Below are 20,300 nucleotides of genomic sequence, written 5' to 3' on the forward strand. Positions count from 1 at the left end.
TACGCATTCCTTTTTTTTGACTATAATCATGAGGTAAAGTTTGAAATAGATTGAGGGATATCATGGGAAACAAACTGAGAAACGCGGTTTTATTTATTCTGGTTGCACTTTTCTTATACAGCGGCTGTCAATTAGCGTTATACCTGTACGACGGATACAAGAGCAATCAGCTGAATGAGCGGATGAGGCAGCAGGTGGAGACCGACCCGCACACCTCATTCGGGAATGGCGGAGAAGAACAAGCCGAGCTGACGGCTGAACAAGTAAAGCAGCAATACCAAGCACGTTTTCACAGGCTGCATGAGATTAATTCGGATATTGTGGGCTGGCTCAGAATTGATCATACGCCCATTGATTATCCTGTCCTTCAATCTGATGATAACGACTACTATCTGAAGCACAACGTGGACAAGCAAGCCTCAAGACGAGGCTCGATCTTCATGGACTATCGAAATACGAGCATAACGGATGATATCCATACGGTAATCTATGGTCATCATATGAAGGATGGCAGTATGTTTGGGGAGTTGGCCAAGTACAAGGACGCAGCATATTACCGCGAGCACCCAACGATTACGTTTGAAGGGATCGAGGAAGCGACGGCATGGGAGATTTTTTCGGTCTATATCTATTCGCCTGACGATCAATTTTTTGAATATGAGTTTGCAGATCAACAGCATTACGACGCTTATTTGCAAAAAATAATCGAACAATCACACTACGCTACAGGTGTGAGTGTTACGTCAGACGATCAACTGCTCACCTTAGTCACCTGCACGTATGAGGTGACGGATGCACGATTTATCATTCATGCGAAGCGAGTGCTGTAAGGCAAAAAACTTTCGTTGGAGCGCCTGACCCGGCGTGTACGGGAGCTGTAAGGCAAGAAACTTTCGTTGGAGCGCCTGACCCGGCGTGTACGGGAGCTGTAAGGCAAGAAACTTTCGTTGGAGTGGCCTGCTAGACACCTGTCTCTTGACCTAAACCCTCTGCATCCATTACAATACGTTGTATATCCAACGTTGGTTATTGAGGAGAGCAGGTGTAGACATGACGAATATGATCATCTTGGCCTTACTGCGCCAAAAGCCGATGCATGGTTACGAGATTCAGCAGTTGATTCAACAGAGTCGCATGGATCTGTGGGCCAATCTGCTGTCAGGCTCGATCTATTATGCGCTGAACAAGCTGGAGAAGGATGGATTGATTGTCACGGAGGCCGAGGAGCGTACCGGCGCACGACTTCGCAAGATCTATGCGATAACGGAGGCAGGAGAGGTGCATTTGCTAGAGTTGGTGAGTGACGCACTGGCTTCGCCGCCGCATTCCGTGAAGTCCGATCTGGTCGTGGCCCTCAATTGGATAGAGACGCTGCCCAAGGAAGAAGCACTCTCGCAGCTGCGCGCGAGTCTGAAGGCGCTGGAGACAACGCTGTCGGAGTGGCAGCTGGGACGGGACATCAAGCGGGAATATGGTCTATCCGCTTATGCGGAGGCGTCCTTTGACAATGCAATCGCCTTGCTGGAGCTGGACATCACCTTTGTGAAACGGATCATCGCTATCCGGGAGGCCGACACGCCTTGACTGTGCGGCCTTTACTTTTGCCCTAATAACCAACATTGGATATACAACAAAGGCTAATAGGAGGTCATATCATATGAATCAACATCCACCACCACTTGTACGGGCAGAAGGATTGCACAAAAGCTATGGTCACCGCCAGGCTATTCGGGGAATCGACCTTGCGATCTGGCCAGGGGAAACGGTCGCCATCATCGGACCCAATGGGGCGGGCAAATCTACGCTGCTGGATCTGCTCCTGGGGCTAAGGCAACCGGATGGAGGCAAGGTACACTACAGTCTCCCCGAGCCTAGAAGGCAGATCGGCTTGCAGCTGCAAAACGCCCCTTTGTTCGCTGGCTTCACGGTCCTGGAGAATCTGCGCATGTTTGCTGCCTGTTATGGTCTACGCTGCAAGAAGGCAGAACTGCTGGCTATGCTGGAGCGGTGCGGGCTGGGGGAAGCAGCTCATACCAACGCAGCTCACTTGTCCGGAGGCCAACAGAAGTGGCTAGCGATTGCGATTGCGCTAGTCCACCAGCCACGACTGCTCTTTCTCGATGAGCCCGCTGCAGCCCTCGATCCACGGGCCCGACGCCAGATGCGCTCATGGATTGCGGAGCTGGCGGCAGAGGGAGTATCGGTCGTACTGACGTCTCACGATATGGACGAGGTTCAGCAGGTGGCGGATCGTATTCTGCTCCTGCAAGATGGTCATATTGTGGCTGAAGGTACTGCGGAGGCGCTGCTGGCGACCTCTGGAACATCAAGTCTGGAAGACATGTATTTGAAGTACACCGATACAAAGGAAGAGGTGCGCGGAGTATGATCATCATTATGCGTACGATGATACGTGGGCTATGGCGGGACAGTCACACCCTGATCTGGAATATCTTATTTCCACTCGGGATGCTGGTAGGTTTGGGTTTGTATTTCCGTGATCCACTTTACTCCGAGAGGCTGCTGGCAGGGGCGTTGGCTATCAATCTGCTCTTTGGCGCGACAACGGCGACGGCCTTCTACGTGATTGCACAGCGCCATCGGGGCGTCTACAAGCTGCTGCGGGCGACGCCGCTGCCTACCTTGTCCTTCGTGACCGCCATGACCGGCGCCCGCCTGGTGCTGACCATGGCGATCAGTGTAGTACTGGTAGGCATCGGTATCGGTCTGTTTGGCGTGGCAGCCGGTCCCCTCCGTGCCGGGTGGATGCTTGTGGTGCTAACCATCGGTTCGGCGGGCTTTACAGCCCTGGGGTTTCTCCTGGCCAACCTCGCCCGCGACGAAACCCAGGTGAGCATCTTTAGCAACTTAGTAAGTCTTCCCCTGATTCTTACCAGCGGTGCCTTTTACTCTCTGGAGCAAGCGCCGGGCTGGGTACAGACCATGAGTCAGCTGCAGCCGTTTCATTACTTGGTAGAAGCACTTCGTGTCTCCATTGCCTCGGATACAATTCTTGCTGACCTGTGGCTGCCGCTGGGCGTGTTGACAGCCTTTGCCGTTCTGTGCGCTCTGCTCGCTGCGCTGACTTTTCGCTGGGATCCGGAGGGACGCTTATTCCGCTTGCGGGGCTAAGGCAAAGCGTAGAAGCCAGCTGATTGCAGCTGGCAGGTTGAGCTTGAGATGGCCGCAAAAAGCAGGCCGAGATGGGCATCCCGGCCTGCTATTGGATTACAAAGAGGGCAGCAGCAGTGACTTCAGCGGTACCATTTCGTCCTTGGGTACGTAATAGTTGAATTTGTTGTCGCTGATCGCTCCAAGCAACTGACGGCGAAACGGGGAGGCGTCCCGCAGCTGCTCCGCTGATGCCACATGATAATCAATGGGGCGCATCCAGATTGGACTGTAGCCCAGGAACAGCTGTCTGCGCGTGAATGACGAACGGTTGGGGGAGCCGGCATGCCACAGGTTCTGGGCGAAAATAAAGACATCGCCTGGCTTGCCGCAGATTTGCAGCTCACCATCCACCTGCTGCCGGACATCCTTGCTGTTCGGGTTGTACGATTGATTATGGCTGCCAGGAATGATCTTGGTGTTGCCACGGTCGGGCTCGGACATGTCGCTAAGAATATAGCACACTTTGATATAGTAGGTCGGCGTGATGCCGCCAATCGCAGGGAACTGCGGATGCGGACCGTCCTGATGCCAATCGATGAAGCTCTGGGAGGAGGTCTTCAGGTCATCCGGGTTAGGATGGCGGACGGTAAGATGCGAGATATGAAGCTGAATATTGTAGCCGAGCAAGTTCACAATCAGAGGCAGAATATCGGGTTGCTCCATCAGCGAAGCAAATTCGGGATGTCGGTCTACACTATTGTACAGATTGTAAGCAAGCGAAGGTTCTTCACCGGCCAGCACTTCATCGATGGCAGCATTTAATCGCGTCACCTGATCCTCGCTGAGTACCGAAGGGAGCACCAGATAGCCGTCTTTCTGAAATTGCTGGACGTATGCCGGAATGGCCTCCGGCAGGGCGGTGGGATTTGTCATGCGTAGCAGCCTCCAAGTTGTATTTTTTTAAAATTATATAATCTTATCACTCATGATAAAATGTAAGTAGAGATCAATTTACTTGTATATAATTTCAGGAATAGAGGTGGGCGTGAATGAGGCTGCTGCTCCCTGATTTTCAGTACCACGTGTATGTCAAAGATGCCTTTCACTTTCAAAAAAAGCACGATCAATATGACCACTGGGCGCTGTTCATTGCCGAGGAGGGCGGCTTTCATTACCGCATGGGCGAAGAAGTGGAACAGTCAGCAAGCAGCGGGGATATGGTCCTCTGTCCACCCGGGGTTGTATTCCACCGGCGTACAGAGCATTTGACCTTCCATATGCTCGGCTTCCAGTGGGTAGAGGATAGGGGACCGTCTGAGCGCGCGCACAAAACCGGCAAGCTGAGACTCATCAATCAGCCGCGATTGTATTCGACGCTGGCCCTGCTGCGGCAAGCGTGGCAGCATCCGGCTTCCGAGATGGCTGCTTATCGAAATCATCTGCTGGGTGATCTGCTGCTCGCCTGGCAGGTTGAACAACAGACCCTGCGGACGGCACCGGTTCATAGCGACCACCCGGTCGTGAGAGAGGCGCTGCAGCTGCTGCATGCGCAGGCGGAGGCGGGTATTCCTCTCCGCTCGATTGCCCAGGAGTTGGGCATTAGCCAAGTGCAGTTAACTCGCTTGTTTCAACAGCAGCTGCAGGTATCGCCAAGCACCTATGCAGCCGGTCTGCGGATGGACAAGGTCAGACAACTGCTGGCCCGGACAACGCTGCCTCTGGCCAGGATTGCCGAGCAATGCGGATTTACGGATGAGCATCACTTAAGCAAAAGCTTCAAAAAATCCCAGGGTATGAACCCTTCGATGTATCGCCGGACCCACCAGGTTTGAGTGCCTCCATGAGCCCGAAAGTTTGACAATTTTAAGGCAATAGGAGCAAATCCAGACTTGACCCGCAACGAATCAAGACCCGTCTGCGTATGATATAGGAACAGTGAAAAGGTACGCTGGTGCAAGGAAGGCACGGCATACCAGGAAGCGGGTGGTACGATGAGGTTAATCCTGTTTGGGTTTATGGTGGCGTTGGTCGCCCTGATGATATATCTCTGGTATGGACGGAGCCGATTACGTCATCTGCATGGCGTGCTGGAGCAGCGGCGGGTCACGCTAACGTCGCAGGCCGATGAGCTGCAGACCTTCGTGGGACTGGTGCAGGGGGCAACGAGAAAGCGGGCACAACAAGCGGAGGATCGACTAACGGATGTGACGACGGCGGTGACAGCCTTAATGGACCATATCAACAGCAGGCAATTGGGGTTGGGTCATGTACTGCGGCAGGGCAGGGAAGTGGAGCAGTGTGAGCGTACGGCAGCCGAGCTGGACCGGGCCGGCCGTGAGCTGGCGGCAGAGGTTGCGCAGCTGCGGAAGCTGGAGAGCAGGGTGAAGCTGCAGCATGAAGAGCTCCAACAGGAGCTCCATCGCCTCAAGGCCTCGGCCGACGACGCCCGATTGTACCACCAGACGGAGCTGCCCCGGGTTGAGGTGCAGCTCGATAGTCTGGATAACGACTTGCAGGTGGCCGGCGAGCTCGCCTTCTTCGATCCCGTTGGAGCAAGCGAACGGATGACCGAGATCGAAGGGAATCTCGAAGCAATGCGGCGTCAGATTAAAGCTTGAGGCGGAGCTGCACGGTTAACGTTGGGTTGCGTTCTGGCGCAACCGGCGGAGCATCGGAACTTTATACCGCTTCAGCAGCCAGCGTACCAGCGCATAGGTAACCAGACAGCCCACAAGACTGTTAAAGATCGAGCCGAGCAGAAAGTCCAGACCGAGATCTCCCAGCGAGCTAAGGTTCCAGGCGGTCTCATGATAGTCTGTATCTGGAACGGGCTTGTCGATTATCCAATCGAAGTCAAAGGGGGAGCTCCAGAATAGCACGTGGAAGAAATGCCCGATTTTATAATTAATATAGAACAAGACCGGCCACAAAAAAGTGCCCAGCGAACCTGCTACGATGGCAGATGGCATGTTGCCGCGGAACAACCGGGCCAGAGCGATAGACAAGGCCATGCCAATGCCAAACGTGGGGTACCAGCAAGGGAAAAAGCCGATTGTCACGCCCAGAGCGACCTGATGGTCGCCTTTTTTGTTGCCCAAAATGCGTAGCGCATAATATTTTATCCGTCTCAGGAGTTTTTTCTTCATGATGCAGGATCCTTTGCAGGAGAATTGTTAATCCTTATGATACCAGATTTGCAGTAAAAAACCGAATGGGATGTGCAGGTTGGATTTGTATCATCGGTTTGGGAGTAAAACGATATTAATTTTGTCCAAAATCGCCTTAGCTTTCCCTATAGTCCGCTGCTGCCTTTGCTTCTATACTTGGTGGAAACCCACATTCAGAGAAACCAAGGAGGAGTAGGAAGCATGGAGAAGCAGCAACAAATCTTACTGACAGATGAACAAATGAGAGCCTTTATTGCGAATGGATTTTTGATTCTCCGTACGAATTTTAGCGAAGCGTTTCATGCGAATCTGGTGGAACAGCTGAACGAGGTGTATGCCACCGAAGGCAATCCGGGCAACAACCTCTTGCCACGCATTCGTGATCTCCAGCGAGTCTTCGACCATCCTGTCGTGACAGGTGCGCTCACAAGCGTGCTAGGGCCCAATTATATGATGCATGCTCACCGCTATGGTCACTGCAATGCGTCCGATAAGCCCGGGGGCTGGCACAAGGATAGTTACTGGGGTTACGACCGGATGCGCAACCATCATCCCTGGTGGGCCATGGTCATGTATTTTCCGCAAGATACGCCAGTAGAGCTTGGTCCAACGGGGATTTTGCCGGGGACGCATAATCACGAGAGTCGTACCTTCAGGGAGGATGACCACCCGGGCGAGGCAGTAGCCAGCGGCAAGGCAGGAACCTTTGCCCTGATTCACTACGATATCTGGCATCGCTCGACAGCCAATCGGCTGGGGCTGGAGAGGTATATGCTGAAATTTGAATTCATGCGGACGCAATCGCCGCAAGCACCATCCTGGGATAACAGAACCCGAGACTGGTCTGAGCCAGCAGGGTTACAAGCGCCGGTATCCCGTCATGATCGTATGTGGGAAGAGACGTGGGAGTGGCTTTCTGGCCGCCTGGGCTCACTGGCAGAGACGGTGTCTGATTCCGAGAGGGAGAGTCTGTTAACGACCAATCAGCTGGAGAGTGAATTCGAGCCGGAAGCATTGAATAGCGCTTATTCGCTTGCCGGGTGCGGCAGCGAAGGCATTAACCGGCTGCTCGACGGACTTCATCATGAACGAGTAGCGGTATCTCGCAGCTGTGCTTACGGATTGTCCGTGGCGGGTGTCAGGGCGGTACCGGGGCTGACGGCAGCTCTTGGTTCAGAGCGTGAAGAGACGCTCATCCATGCGTTGTTTGCGCTGGGCGAGCTTCGTGGGCTGGCAACGGAGGCTGTGCCGCAGATTGTGAACCTGCTGTCTCACACTTCGGTGAAGGTGCGGCAGACGGCGGTGGAAGCATTAGGTATGATCGGTTCACCCGCTCAGGCATGCACGGCCGGCTTGATTCGTGGTCTCGGCGATCAAGCAGCCCAGGTCAGATTCACTGCAGGGCTGTCCCTTGCCAGAATGGGCATGGCGGCTACCGAAGCGGTTCCTCAGCTGGCACTTGCACTGGAGGATGACAACCGTTATGTCCGTGCCCATGCTGCAGAAGCCTTGCATTACATCAATACAGAGCAGGCCAAAGATGTCCTGATCCGTTACTTGCTTGATTCGCGGTGGTGTCCGACAACGACCAAGGACAATGCGTTTTTTCCTTGATAATAAGAATGAAGAGGACTCGGCCCGGGTCCTCTTAAATGGGGTTCTGCCGCATGACCCAATCCCGGTAGCCGCGCGGCGAGAAGCCGGTGTGCTCCTTAAACATTCTGGAGAAGTATGCCGGCTCCATGCCCAATGATTCGGCGACCATGGCGACCGAGAGCTCTGTAAGAGTCAACTGGTCTTTGGCCTTCTCCAGCCGTTGTCGGTTAATGTATTGAATCGGCGATAGGCCGGTGAAATGCTTGAATACGCGGATAAAATAATTAGGGTGAAAATGAGCAATCTGCGCGAGTTCCTCTACAGTCATGTTCGTTGTCAAATGATTGTCAATATAGCTTAGGACATGCCCCATTTTATCATGCGAAGGCGCTGCCGACAGGTTCATCTGCACGGGACCGGACTGCTCAACATATTGGGCAATCAAGCTGAGCAGCAAGGAACGAACATGCAGTTCAGCTGTCAGAGCATTACTGCTCTTATACCTTATCAGTTGCCGAAACAAATCAGCCATCTCTTCCGGCAGTTCCGGACGTATACAGATCGGCACACGGATGAGTCGGAACAGTGGTAAATCGCCAAGCAGAGCGGTAAAGTGGCACCAGTACTTGCCGAAGGTATCTTCGCTTATCGTACCATAAGACTGCAATTCACCAGCAGGAAGCAGATACAACTCGCCCGGCTTAGGATAATAGGTACGGTCGCCCACCTTCAGATAGCCTTCTCCTTCCAGCACGAAATACATTTTGTTGAACTCCGGTACGAAATCGTGCTCTTGCCACGCCCTGCTCACCTTGGAGTAGGCTGCCATCGAGACATCCAGTTGAACCTTCGCGATGTACTGTTTCCAGAAGGGGTTAACAGCTTCCACATGACTCGCTCCATTTCCCAGATAGACTTAACTGGCCTTCAGTATAACCCAAGCTAACCGGGTTGTGGGCGCAAAGTCCTCTTTCAGTCCGAACAGTAGACAAAACTCGGCAGGTCTGTGTTATAATGCCTGTACTATAAACCGGTTACCCTGGGTGCTGCTGCTCTCCAGGTTGACATGCGGACAGGAAGAGGACAGAGGGATGAAGCCAACGATCTATGATATAGCCAAGCTTGCAGGTGTCTCAACGGCAACCGTATCCAAAGTATTCAACCGGACCGGCAATATCAGCGAAGCCACACGCTCCAAGGTGATGCGGATCAGCCGCGAACTGAACTACAAGCCCAGTATGGTCGCTTCGGCGCTGGCGGGCAAGAATACCTTCTCGTTAGGATTGCTGATTCCGGACTTGGTCAATCCGTTCTTTGCCGAGCTGGCTCGGCATGTCGAGGATAGAGCACATGAACAGGGATACAATCTCATTATCTGTAATACGGACAACGATCTGAACAAGGAGACCCAATACATCCAACTGCTGCGCCAAAAGAGTGTCGATGGCATCCTTGTAGCTACCGGGGTAAGAGATGATGATGCACTAAAAGAGCTGATCGATCAGCGTGTGCCGGTTGCGCTCGTTGCCCGGGAGATGTCGGTGCTGGCGGTGAGCACGGTGCTGGTGGACGATTTTGCCGGCGGTTACAGTGCAGCGTCCTATCTGCTCGAGCTTGGGCATCGCCGAATCGGGGTAGTAGCCGAGAGTCTGACCGTATCGAGCAGTAAAGCACGTGTCAAGGGGTATCGATTAGCACTGGAAGAAGCGGGACTAACGTACGAAGAGGGGCTGCTCGCCGTAAGCGACTTCTCGGTGGAAGGCGGCAAAGCAGCAGCAGCCACATTGCTGCAAGAGGCGCCAACGGCCATTTTTGCCTGTAATGATGTGCTGGCCATCGGTGCCATGCAGGCGGCCAAGGAAGCAGGACTCTCGATCCCTGGGGATCTCTCGATCGTCGGATTCGACAACACCATTCTGGCCACAATCACGGATCCGCCGATGACCACGATTGCCCAGCCGATTCGGGCGATGGGTCACCAGGTGGTGGACTTAATCATACGAGAAATTCAGGAAGATCAGGTGATCAAACAACGGGTAGTCTTGCTGCCGGAGTTAATCAAGCGCGGCTCCGCCCAGAGCCGTAAATAGCAAGGCTTCTTTACGCCCGTTTTTGAAAGCGGTTTAAATTTATCGGGAAAGTAACCGTTTAACCCATGGAGCCTGATTGATCGGGTTGATTTGATAGGAAATAAAAACAATTATTAAGGAATTGCAAAGAAAGTATTGACTCCAAGCGGGGTTTATTCTATGCTTTCTAGGTAAGCGGTTACTCTCCAGTTATTAACTTGTATACGTTTACTTTGTCTATACACGCAAGATTTTTAGAACAACCTCTATAAACTCAATAAGCGAGGGGTAGCGATGACACAACCAATGCAGTCTACAATTCCTGACAAAAAGAAACCGCTTGCAATTAGGATGTGGAAGGAGCGCTGGCTCTATCTGTTCCTGACGCCGGGCCTGATCTACTTCATCATCTTCAAGTACATGCCGATGTGGGGCGTACTGATGTCCTTCCAAAACTATCAGCCCCATCAAGGGTTGCTGGGCAGCCAGTGGGTTGGCTTGCGGCATTTCGAACGCTTTTTCAACGAACCGGAGTTCTGGATGCTGTTCCGCAATACGCTGTACATTGCCTTTATGGACTTGGGCATTTTCTTCCCGCTCACGATTATTCTGGCACTGATGCTCAATGAGATTGGCAGGGAGCTTTTCAAGAAAACGTTCCAGACGCTGATCTATGTCCCTCACTTCCTGTCATGGGTCGTCGTCGTCGGTATCTGCTACCTGCTTCTCACAACAGAGGGCGGCACGATCAACGAGTTGCTCGCTGCCATGGGTTTTGAGAAGGTCAACTTCCTGATGAGTGAATCCTGGTTCCGGCCGCTCATCATCATGCAGATGATCTGGAAGGACGCGGGATGGGGCACGATTATCTTCCTGGCTGCCCTGGCGGGCGTCAGCCCCCACCTGTATGAGGCTGCACGCATTGACGGCGCGAGCCGGATGCGGATGATGTGGCATGTCACACTCCCATCGATTCGCAGTGTCATCGTCATTCTGCTCATTCTGCGTCTGGGCAACTTCATTGATCTCGGCTTCGAGCAGATCTTCCTGATGGTCAACGCGCTGAACCGGGAAGTCGGCGAGGTATTCGATACTTATGTCTACCGGGTCGGTATGCAGCAGGGACAATTTAGTTACAGTGCCGCCGTCGGTCTGTTCAAATCATCGGTCGGTCTTGTGCTAATCGTGGTCGCCAACTGGCTGGCCAAAAAATTCGGTGAGGAAGGGGTGTACTAATCCATGGTTAAAGACAGAAGCATTGGCGGCCGCCTGTTTGATACGTTTAACTATATCTTTCTAGGCGCCTTCGCCCTCGTGACTTTCCTGCCGTTCCTGTACGTGGTGACCTCCTCCTTCTCGCTGACGCCAACGCTCTTTCCTCGGGAGTTTAACCTGGACGCCTACATCTACATTTTCTCGGCGCCAACCTTTACCCGCAGTTTGCTCATCTCGATTTATATCACCGTTTTTGGAACAGCGATTCAGTTGCTGCTCACGGTATTGATGGGCTATTCGCTCTCGTACAAGCATCTGCCTGGACGGCGGTTGATCCTGCTGGGTGTCCTGTTCACGATGGTATTCAGCGGTGGCATGATCCCGACGTATTTCGTTGTCAAATCGGTCGGGATCATGAATACGCTATGGGCCTTGATGCTGCCAAGCGCAATCAGTGCATTCTATCTGATCATCCTGAAGAACTTCTTCCAGGCGATCCCCGATGAGCTGAAGGAAGCGGCCAAGATCGACGGCTGTCACGAGGTCGGTATTCTGTTCCGCATCATTCTCCCGCTCTCCCTGCCGGCATTGGCTGCATTCGGTCTCTTCTATTCCGTCGGTATCTGGAACCAATATTTCAGTGCGATTCTCTATATTACAGATTCCAGCAAGTATCCGGTGCAGGTGCTGCTGCGGCAGGTTATTATTCTCAGTCAGGGCTCCATCGGCGACTCGACGGAGATCGAGACTGTCCCGGCGTATGCCAAGTCGATCAAAATGGCGGTCATCGTGGTTGCGACGCTGCCCATTATGGTGGTCTACCCATTCCTGCAGAAGCATTTTGCCAAAGGTGTACTGATAGGCTCAGTTAAAGGATGAGTTTCTCGTAGAGGATGCTCAGCAAATACGGGTGAAAGCAAGGCATTGAGGTTACGGGTCGTTCTTCCGATCGCTGTTGTCCCCAGATTTCTTGATTTATTAACCGCTTGAGCGGTTGAAATCCGGGGACAAAGGCGAACATTCCATTTCTCCAGAACCGACCCGCACCTCTTTACCGCTTTTCAACCAAGCTGACCACACACTAATAGGGCCTCATCATTTAATAGCATCACAAAAAAACTATGAAGAAGCGAGGGGTACGAATGAACAAGGGACAGAGACAGATGAAGCAGTTCATGGTAGGTACGATCGCACTGGCGATGTTGGTAACAGGTTGCTCTTCCGGTAATGAGGGTCCTGCGACGGGTACGAATGGCACGAATACGGGCAATGGCAATAGCAATGGAGGCAGCGAAGCCCCGTTTGAAATGCACTTGATGTATAACTTCGATGGTGTGGAATTCCCGCCGGCTGGCAATGAAGTGCATCAGCGTATTGAGCAGCTGACGAACACGACGCTGCGCATTGAGCAGCTGCCAGGCTCGGCATTTGAAGAGCGCTTGCCTGTCATGCTGGCATCCGGTGACCTGCCGAGTGCTGTACCGATTCCAAGACGGCATCAGAAGCTGCCTTATGTAGTCAATGCGGTAAACTCCGGCTTGTTCTGGGAGATTGGCCCGTACCTGGATCAGTTCCCGAATCTGTCCCAGATTAATCCGGTCATCAACGAGAACATCATGTATGACGGGAAGACGTACGGGCTGCCACGCGTGCGGCCGCTGGCGCGCCGGGCGTTCCATTACCGGGCGGACTGGACAGAGAACCTGGGCATGGAAGAGCCGAAGACGATTGAAGAATTCTACAACATGCTGGTTGCATTCAAGAATGATGACCCCGACGGCAATGGTCAGGATGACACGAATGGCATGGTGATGATGCAAAATCAGATCGGCCGCTACTTCACCCCATTCTTCGGTGCGCCGAACCAATGGGAAGAGCGGGACGGAGAATTCATCCGTGATGCGATGACCGAAGAGTTCCTCGAAGCGCTCAAATTTGAGAAGCGTCTCTATGATGAGAACTTGCTGAACCGCGACTTCGCGATCATGGACCGTCCGGAATGGACAGCCGCTATCGAGACGGGTCGGGCTGGCGCGCGTAATGATGTGACAGGCTCAGCGATTGTAATCCAGGAACCCCTGCAGCAGAATAATCCGGATGCCCGAATCGGCCTGTTCAGTATTCTGGAAGGCGATCATGGCAAGCGTGTATTCGCAGAGGGTGGTCACAACGGGTTCTTCCTGTTCCCGAAATCTTCGTTGCCTACCGAGGATGATCTGTTGAAGGCGCTGCGCTTCTTCGACACACTGGCGGGCGAAGAAGGTGCCAACCTGCTCTTGTGGGGAATTGAAGGCACGCATTATGAAATGGTAGACGGCAAACCGCAACATATTGAGGCAGGCAACTATGGAGAAATGGTTGGTTCTCCTTACTCCGCGCCGCTCTCTACATTACCCGGTACTGTGAATGCGATGGAAGGGGACAAGGAAGAGCTGGAGATCCGGGCGACCGAGATCGAGCTGGAGAACGAAGAGTTCATGGTATCCGATCCGACATTGCCACTTATTTCCGAGACGTTCCTGGAGAGCGGAGCTCAGATTGAAACCATTCTGGAAGATGCGCATGTGAAGTTCGTCATGGGCGAAATCAATGAGGAGCAATGGCGTGCCCAGGTTGAGGTGTGGCGTTCGCGGGGCGGCGACCAGATTGCAGCTGAGTATGCAGAGGCGTTTGCTCGCGCCAGTGAATAATTCAATGTAAATGATCCCAGGAAGCAGAGCAGGCGGTTCGCCCTTGCTCTGCTTCCATGCAACAAGAGAAGCTCAGGAGGACAATCGCATGACAAAACGTTTGAAGGTAGGCATTATCGGCGCCGGCGGCATCGCCCGGGGCGCACATATCCCCGGTTATCTCAAATTGTCAGATCAAGTCGAAGTGGTTGCTGTGGCCGATGTCGTTAGACGCAACGCAGAAGACTGCGCGACAAGCTTCGGCATTCCGAACGTCTACGATCGTTATGAAGACATGCTGGCAGCGGGCGGATTAGACGCCGTGAGTATCTGCACACCAAACAAATTTCATGCGGCGGCTGCTATCGCTGCGATGGAGGCTGGTTGTCATGTGCTATGCGAGAAGCCGCCAGGCATTACACCGGAGGAAGCCGAAGCAATGGCGGCGACTGCACAAAAACACGAGCGGCTGCTCACCTATGGTTTCCATTACCGCTACGCTGTGGAGGTCGAGACGCTGAAGCGGTTCATCCGCGCTGGCGAGCTGGGCGACATCTACATGTCGCGGGTCACGGCAGTCAGACGTCGCGGCATTCCAAGCTGGGGCGTCTTCACCAACAAAGAGCTGCAAGGCGGCGGCGCCTTGATCGATATCGGTGTCCATATGCTCGACGCGGCACTGTATTTGATGGATTACCCCGAGCCGGAGCAGGTGCTGGCCCGGACGTATCAGAAGCTGGGCAGCCGCCCCGGCGTCGGTCTGGGCGGGCAGTGGGACTGGGAGAACTTCTCAGTCGAGGATACGGCGGTTGGGATGATTACCTTCAAGAACGGGGCCAGCCTCATGCTGGAGACCGCCTTCGCAGCCAATGTCGAACAGGACAAGCAGATGCAAGTCTCGCTGATGGGCGATCAGGGCGGGGCCGATGTCTTTCCGCTCAAGATCTACCAAGAGAAGCATGAGACGCTCCTCGATGTGACGCCGGCCTACCTGAAGGCAGGTAAGCCGCGCGAGGCAGAAATCGCGGCCTTTGTCCGGGGCTGTCTGGGTGGTGAGACCCCGGCAAGCACTCCACGCGAAGGTATCCTGCTGCAACGGATCGTAGATGCCCTCTACCGCTCCGCCGAAACGGGCGAAGCGATTCGTTTATGATTCGATGTCGAAATTACTTCTCCGAACCACTTCGTGATCAAAAGCGGACTTTTTGAACAACATTATGGGAGGCGTGGTATGATAGGAGTAGCTATGTTAAGCAGGTGGCATGTCCATGCCGATGATTATGCCCTGCAGGCCGCCGCTCATCCGGAGCTGGAGATTCGTGCCGTGTGGGACGAGGAGCCGGAGCGCGGCAAGGCTTGGGCAGAGGAAATGGGCGTGCCTTTCGTGACGGAGCTGACGGAAGTGCTGGCGAATCCTGCAATCGATGCAGTGATTGTAGCCGCGCCAACCACACTCCACAAAGACATTCTGATTCAGGCCGCGAGAAGCGGCAAGCATATCTTCAGCGAGAAGGTGCTGGCGCCAACCGAGCAGGACTGCGAAGCCATATTATCTGAAGTGCGCGCACAGGGGGTACACCTGATGCTCTCACTCAAACGATTGACGGACGATTACTATGTGTACGCGCAAGACGCGCTCGACCGAGGCCTGTTAGGGCGGTTGCTGCAAGTCCGGTGCCGACTGGCTCATAATGGGGCTCTGCCCAAGGAGGGCAAGCCATTTGGTATTCTGCCCGCGACGTTTTTTGATCCAGCAGTGAGTGGAGGCGGTGCGCTAATCGATCTGGGCTCGCATCCGGTCTATCTGACCAACCGGCTCGCCGGCAAGGTCAAGCACCTCTACGCTCAGATGGATTACGCGTTGGGTCACCCGGTTGAGGATAGCGCGGTCATCGTCGCCGAGTATGAATCCGGTGCACTGGGCATCATCGAGGCGAGCCTTGCGGCCAGCGGGAACTTTCTGCTGGAGCTGCACGGGACAGAAGGGACACTGATGATTGAGAAAGGACGGCCACTCCGTATCCGGAGCAGTCGGCTGGGAGATGGCTCCTGGCAGACCCCGTCTTTGCCTGATTCGTTGCCTTCGGCAATGGAGCAGTGGGTGGCCCAGATGAGCACGGGTACGCCGCCGACAATTACGCATGAAGATTTCGTGGAGCTGACACGAGTAATTGAAGCCGCCGCGCACTCCTATGAGGCAGGAGGCAGAGTGAGCTTGAACTAACTAACCAAGACGCACCCAGGAGCAGGAAGGTGAAACCGCATGATACCCAGCAAATATTCCGTCCATCTCTACGTAGCCTTCTTCTATATGACGCATGCGACGTTTAGTCCTTTCCTGGGGTATTGGTTTTCGGAGCAAGGGCTCTCCAGCCAGCAGATTGGTCTGCTCTTCTCGCTTGGGCCGGTAGTTGGCTTGCTGGCTCAGCCGATGTGGGGGATGCTGTGCGATCGGTTTGGCGCCGAGAAGCGGGTGCTGGCGATCAGCCTGGTTGCTGCGCCTCTGCTTGCTTTCGGTTACGTGTTAGCCGGCGGCGTGTTCGCTGTTTTCATCCTGACTGCGATGGCTTATGCCGTATTTTACTCCTCGCTTATGCCGATCTCGGATGCCATAACGGTCAGTCATGCCCGCAGATACGGCTTGAGTTATGGGGGAATTCGCTTTTTAGGCTCGCTTAGCTTTGCCTTGGTGATTACACCTTTTGGGCTACTATATGAAGGCATCGGCATTCAGGCGATGTTTGTCATGCAGTTAATTATGATGCTGGTGGCGCTGCTGGTGCTCATGCAAGTGGAGCAGCCCTCCGTCCAGATGCGTCGTCCCGGTAATTTGCTGCAAGGACTGGGGCAGCTGCTCCGCCAGCCGTACTTCGGTTTGTTTCTGGTGCTCGTGTTTTTAGTGTCGATCGGCAATCATTTCTATAATGTATTCTTTTCGGTTTTTGTTGGGGGCATGGGCGGGCAAGTGGCCGGGCAGATTGGCTGGCTGAATTCCATATCCGCACTTAGCGAGCTGCCTTTCTTCCTGCTATCCGGACTTCTCATCCGGCGGTGGGGCTACTTCCCGATGCTGTGTGTGACGGCCTTGGCCGGCACGGTGCGCTGGGGTATTTTGTCCATGGAACCGACCTTTGGCGTCATGATGGCGAGCCAGCTGCTGCACGGCCTGACGTTTGCGCTGTTTATGGCGGCTGGTGTCAATTTTGCTTTTGAACGAAGCCCGGAAGGGATGAAGAATACAGGACAGACCGTGTTCGCACTGGTTTATATGAATTTAGCCAATATTACCGCCAGTAATGGCGGTGGTTGGCTGCTTGATCAATACGGTTTTCAGACGTTGTTCCGGACAGGCTCGGTCCTGTGTCTACTTGGAGCAGTAGGCTTCATTGTGCTGTCTTTAAGAATGAGACGTGAGCAGCGAATCGCATGATCAAGAATACAGCTTAGAAAAGGAATGGAGGATCACCGATGCTTAACAAGCAAGCGTATTCTTTCTCGACAATGTGGAACCTGCGCAAGCATACGCGCGGCCATGAGATGATTGAAGAAATCCTGAACCTCGGCTTCCACAATGTCGAGTTGAATTATAATGTGACCACAGCATTTCTGGAAACCATTGAGCCGATGATTGAGAAAGGGCAAGTCAACATTTCCAGCGTGCATAATGTCTTCCCGTTCATTAATGACAAGGACTACGATACGGACTCGGTCATGCTGGGCTTTGACGATCTGGAGAAACGGAAGCGCTCGGTGGAGCTGCTGATTCAGTCCATCGATTATGCGGACCGTTATGGTGCCAAGGGCGTAGTGGTTCATCCGGGCGAGGTCCCGTTCGACTACAATATCGATGCCAAGCTGAAGAAGCTGTGGGTAGAAGAGGGCAAGGACTCTCCAGCCTACCGCCAGCTGTGGAGTGAAATGAAGGAGAGGCGCGACCAACTGGCGCCCATTCATGTGCAGCGGATTCAGGATAGTCTGGAGACCGTCTGTGATTACATCGCACGTAAAGGGCTCGATATCAAGATCGGCATTGAGACCCGTTCGCGCTGCTATCAGATTCCGACGCTGCAGGAAGCGGATCAGATTATTACGGGGCTGAATGGCGCGCCGGTCTACATCTGGTACGATATTGGACACGGCATGATGATGGAACGGATGGGGCTGTACGACAATGCTGCGGAGATCCAGAAGCTGAAGGACAAAGTGCTCGGCGTTCATATTCATGAGACGGTGGGACTGGTCGACCATTGGTGTCCTTATGTACACAGTGAGGATAATGAGACCTTCGATGCGTTTCTTGAGGTGATTGATAGCGCTCCTATTAAGGTATACGAGCTGCGGGCCCCGTGTACGGAGGAGCAGATTGAACAGAGCTATCGTATCATGACGGACAAAATCGCGGCGATGAAGTAACGTGAGCTACCTCGATGAACTCCTGATCGGCTGGCTGGGAGACTTTGAGCTGTTGGTCCGCATCCTGGTCAGTGCGCTCTGCGGCTTCCTGATCGGATTGGACCGCACCCACAAGCATAAGCCAGCTGGGGTCAAAACCTATACCTTTGTCACAGCGGCCTCCACCTTAATTACGATTGTCTCGATCCACAGTGTCGAGGTGTACAGCGGCATGCAGGAGCATACGATGATGGATCCGATGCGGCTTGCTGCCCAGATAGTGACAGGGCTTGGCTTCATCGGAGCAGGCATCATTCTCAAGAATGGCGAGCGAGTCGTCGGTTTGACCTCGGCCGCGATGATTCTGTTTGCCGGTGGTGTCGGCATCGGCTTCGGTGCAGGCTTTTACAGCATCGTGCTGTGCACCATCCTTATTACGTTTGCCTTTGTCCGGCTCGGCACGTGGGCCGACCGTCGCGAACGCCGCAAGCTGGGACAACGACGAAGTGGATCAGCCAACAGCCCTCCGATGTAATCGGGGGGCTGTTCGTATGTGTTACTTTGGAAGATAAGCCCCTTCTACGGCAACCTCGCGTTCACCAGCCTGCTCGAGGTATTTCACACGAACCTTCTTGCCCGGCTGGAACTACTACACAAGCACCGATTATAATCCACTCTGCCGTCTCCATCGTTTACACAACCTTTCCCATCAATCCACCTATAATAATCTTCCGGCTCCCATGATACCCCCTAACTCGCTCCGTACGTCCTTGGCGGATGACGAGTCCGAATATGATGGTGCGATACCCTTCCTTACGGCTAAAGTTGCGAAACGTTTCGGCAATCCCCATAATAAATAGATAGATGTACGACGTTAGGATAAGGTGACGGATAGAATGGGGGAGAACGGACTTATGTTTGTGTTGGTTGGTATTGGCGTGTTACTGGTGTATGCCTTACTTGTGTTCTATATTGGCTGGAGCGGCTGGAGCTGGATGAAGCCGGTTATCTCCAACCGGTTTAAAGCGGCTTATATTGTGTTGTTAATTTTCTTGGCAACCTCGTTCATTTCGGGGAGGCTCCTGGGTAACTTCTCGGCATTGAACATAATCGGCAATTACTGGTTGGCGATCTTTTCCCTGCTCTTAATCATGCTGCCGATTGTTCACGTGTGTCTGTGGTTGTCGAGATTGACCCGTCTGCCTCGTCATCATACACAGAAGTGGGCGGGGTGGATCACGCTCACGGCCTTGATTGCGTTGATAGGCTATGGATCCTTCAATGCCTACAGCCCGGTTGTCCGCGAATATAATCTGGAGATTAAGAAGCCAGTCGAAGGAATGGATGAGCTAAAAATTATTATGGCCGCAGACATGCATTTCGGCTTGCTCTCCGGAGCGGCGCATGCGCGGCGGATGGTTGAGGGCATCAATGCGCTGGAGCCGGACATCGTCCTGTACCCGGGAGATATCATCGATGACGACCTGGATGCTTATATGAACCAGGGCATTCCCGACATCATCGCCGATGTGGAAGCCACCTATGGTGTCTATGCCTCGCTGGGCAACCATGACAAAACGGAACCGATCGAGAAACTGATCGCTGCACTGGAGCTCAGCAACATGCAGGTGCTCTATGATGATGTTCTCGTTATTGAAGATACATTTACATTGATTGGACGCAAGGACCGTACGGAGACCGATCGTGCGGAGGTGTCCACGTTGGTGTCTACGGTGGAGATGGACAAGCCGGTCATTATGCTGGACCATCAACCATACGAGTTGGATGTCGCTCAGGAGAACGGCATTGATCTGATGGTATCTGGCCATACGCACCGGGGGCAGATCGCACCTGCCCATCTGATTACAAGAGCTCTTTACGAGAATGACTGGGGCCATCTGCAAAAGGGTGAGTTCCATTCCGTTGTCACCTCCGGCTTCGGCTTCTGGGGACCGCCGATTCGGATCGGCAGCCGCTCCGAAATTGTGCAGATCAACGTGCGCTTTACGGGCTAACGAGACTAGCAGCGGTTCTGAATACTCCGCCTCCCTCATACAATGTAAGCACATGTCGGGAGA

The 20,300-nt window shown here is 53.6% G+C and carries 20 protein-coding genes; 17 read left to right on the forward strand and 3 right to left on the reverse strand.

Translation table 11 applies throughout. From position 1 onward, the window contains the following. The first annotated feature begins 62 nt into the window (after positions 1–62). The 4 genes from srtB (at position 63) to F556_RS0117910 (ending at position 3,132) form a co-directional block, all read left to right on the forward strand. A complete protein-coding gene (gene srtB / locus F556_RS34435) occupies positions 63–830 on the forward strand; it encodes a class B sortase (protein ID WP_020618358.1) in 768 nt (255 codons plus the stop codon). A gap of 220 nt (positions 831–1,050) precedes the next feature. Further along, a complete protein-coding gene (locus F556_RS0117900; protein WP_020618359.1) occupies positions 1,051–1,584 on the forward strand; it encodes a PadR family transcriptional regulator in 534 nt (177 codons plus the stop codon). A 73-nt stretch (positions 1,585–1,657) separates the two neighbouring features. Further along, positions 1,658–2,389: an ABC transporter ATP-binding protein gene (locus F556_RS0117905; RefSeq protein WP_020618360.1), complete on the forward strand. Its 732-nt coding sequence runs from the start codon at positions 1,658–1,660 to the stop codon at positions 2,387–2,389. Further along, complete coding sequence (locus F556_RS0117910; protein WP_020618361.1) at positions 2,386–3,132, forward strand: ABC transporter permease; 747 nt, start codon at positions 2,386–2,388, stop codon at positions 3,130–3,132. Before F556_RS0117905 ends, F556_RS0117910 begins: the two co-directional genes overlap by 4 nt. A 96-nt stretch (positions 3,133–3,228) precedes the next feature. Here F556_RS0117910 and F556_RS0117915 read toward each other — a convergent pair whose 3' ends face one another. Then, a complete protein-coding gene (locus F556_RS0117915) occupies positions 3,229–4,047 on the reverse strand; it encodes a phytanoyl-CoA dioxygenase family protein (protein WP_020618362.1) in 819 nt (272 codons plus the stop codon). Between the two features lie 116 nt (positions 4,048–4,163). Between F556_RS0117915 and F556_RS0117920 the strand changes: the two genes are divergently transcribed. Together F556_RS0117920 and F556_RS0117925 are read left to right on the forward strand one after the other, a co-directional pair. Beyond that, positions 4,164–4,946, forward strand: coding sequence for an AraC family transcriptional regulator (locus F556_RS0117920; protein WP_020618363.1), 783 nt, complete (start codon positions 4,164–4,166; stop codon positions 4,944–4,946). Between the two features lie 183 nt (positions 4,947–5,129). Next, positions 5,130–5,732: a hypothetical protein gene (locus tag F556_RS0117925; protein ID WP_211222608.1), complete on the forward strand. Its 603-nt coding sequence runs from the start codon at positions 5,130–5,132 to the stop codon at positions 5,730–5,732. 15 nt (positions 5,733–5,747) lie between these two features. Here F556_RS0117925 and F556_RS0117930 read toward each other — a convergent pair whose 3' ends face one another. Continuing rightward, positions 5,748–6,260 (reverse strand): DUF2062 domain-containing protein, encoded by a 513-nt coding sequence (locus tag F556_RS0117930; RefSeq protein WP_020618365.1) that lies wholly within the window; start codon positions 6,258–6,260, stop codon positions 5,748–5,750. Between the two features lie 222 nt (positions 6,261–6,482). On the opposite strand from F556_RS0117930, the gene F556_RS0117935 reads away from it, so the two are divergent. After that, positions 6,483–7,895, forward strand: coding sequence for a HEAT repeat domain-containing protein (locus F556_RS0117935; protein WP_020618366.1), 1,413 nt, complete (start codon positions 6,483–6,485; stop codon positions 7,893–7,895). A gap of 34 nt (positions 7,896–7,929) precedes the next feature. Here the strand turns inward: F556_RS0117935 and F556_RS0117940 are convergent, their stop codons facing one another. Next, positions 7,930–8,766: a helix-turn-helix domain-containing protein gene (locus F556_RS0117940; RefSeq protein ID WP_020618367.1), complete on the reverse strand. Its 837-nt coding sequence runs from the start codon at positions 8,764–8,766 to the stop codon at positions 7,930–7,932. 202 nt (positions 8,767–8,968) lie between these two features. On the opposite strand from F556_RS0117940, the gene F556_RS0117945 reads away from it, so the two are divergent. The 10 genes from F556_RS0117945 to F556_RS0117995 all read left to right on the forward strand — a co-directional run bounded on the left by F556_RS0117945 (position 8,969) and on the right by F556_RS0117995 (position 20,237). Then, on the forward strand, positions 8,969–9,967 hold the full coding sequence (locus F556_RS0117945) for a LacI family DNA-binding transcriptional regulator (protein ID WP_020618368.1): 999 nt from the start codon (positions 8,969–8,971) through the stop codon (positions 9,965–9,967). A gap of 285 nt (positions 9,968–10,252) precedes the next feature. Beyond that, positions 10,253–11,182, forward strand: a complete 930-nt coding sequence (locus F556_RS0117950) for an ABC transporter permease (protein WP_020618369.1) — start codon at positions 10,253–10,255, stop codon at positions 11,180–11,182. 3 nt (positions 11,183–11,185) lie between these two features. Continuing rightward, the gene (locus F556_RS0117955) at positions 11,186–12,040 is read left to right on the forward strand and encodes a carbohydrate ABC transporter permease (protein ID WP_020618370.1); all 855 of its coding nucleotides are present in this window, start codon (positions 11,186–11,188) and stop codon (positions 12,038–12,040) included. Between the two features lie 263 nt (positions 12,041–12,303). Beyond that, positions 12,304–13,851 (forward strand): extracellular solute-binding protein, encoded by a 1,548-nt coding sequence (locus tag F556_RS0117965; RefSeq protein ID WP_020618372.1) that lies wholly within the window; start codon positions 12,304–12,306, stop codon positions 13,849–13,851. A gap of 88 nt (positions 13,852–13,939) precedes the next feature. Next, positions 13,940–14,983, forward strand: a complete 1,044-nt coding sequence (locus tag F556_RS0117970; RefSeq protein ID WP_020618373.1) for a Gfo/Idh/MocA family protein — start codon at positions 13,940–13,942, stop codon at positions 14,981–14,983. 78 nt (positions 14,984–15,061) lie between these two features. Next, positions 15,062–16,054, forward strand: coding sequence for a Gfo/Idh/MocA family protein (locus F556_RS0117975; RefSeq protein WP_020618374.1), 993 nt, complete (start codon positions 15,062–15,064; stop codon positions 16,052–16,054). A gap of 39 nt (positions 16,055–16,093) precedes the next feature. Further along, entirely contained in the window at positions 16,094–17,260 is a 1,167-nt protein-coding gene (locus F556_RS0117980) for an MFS transporter (RefSeq protein ID WP_020618375.1), read from the forward strand. 38 nt (positions 17,261–17,298) lie between these two features. Then, positions 17,299–18,243, forward strand: a complete 945-nt coding sequence (locus tag F556_RS0117985; RefSeq protein ID WP_020618376.1) for a sugar phosphate isomerase/epimerase family protein — start codon at positions 17,299–17,301, stop codon at positions 18,241–18,243. Position 18,244: 1 nt separating this feature from the next. After that, positions 18,245–18,757: an MgtC/SapB family protein gene (locus F556_RS0117990; protein WP_020618377.1), complete on the forward strand. Its 513-nt coding sequence runs from the start codon at positions 18,245–18,247 to the stop codon at positions 18,755–18,757. A 379-nt stretch (positions 18,758–19,136) separates the two neighbouring features. After that, the gene (locus tag F556_RS0117995) at positions 19,137–20,237 is read left to right on the forward strand and encodes a metallophosphoesterase (RefSeq protein WP_020618378.1); all 1,101 of its coding nucleotides are present in this window, start codon (positions 19,137–19,139) and stop codon (positions 20,235–20,237) included. Positions 20,238–20,300: the final 63 nt, after the last annotated feature.

The organism is Paenibacillus daejeonensis DSM 15491 (assembly GCF_000378385.1).
Classification (GTDB): domain Bacteria; phylum Bacillota; class Bacilli; order Paenibacillales; family Paenibacillaceae; genus Paenibacillus_D; species Paenibacillus_D daejeonensis.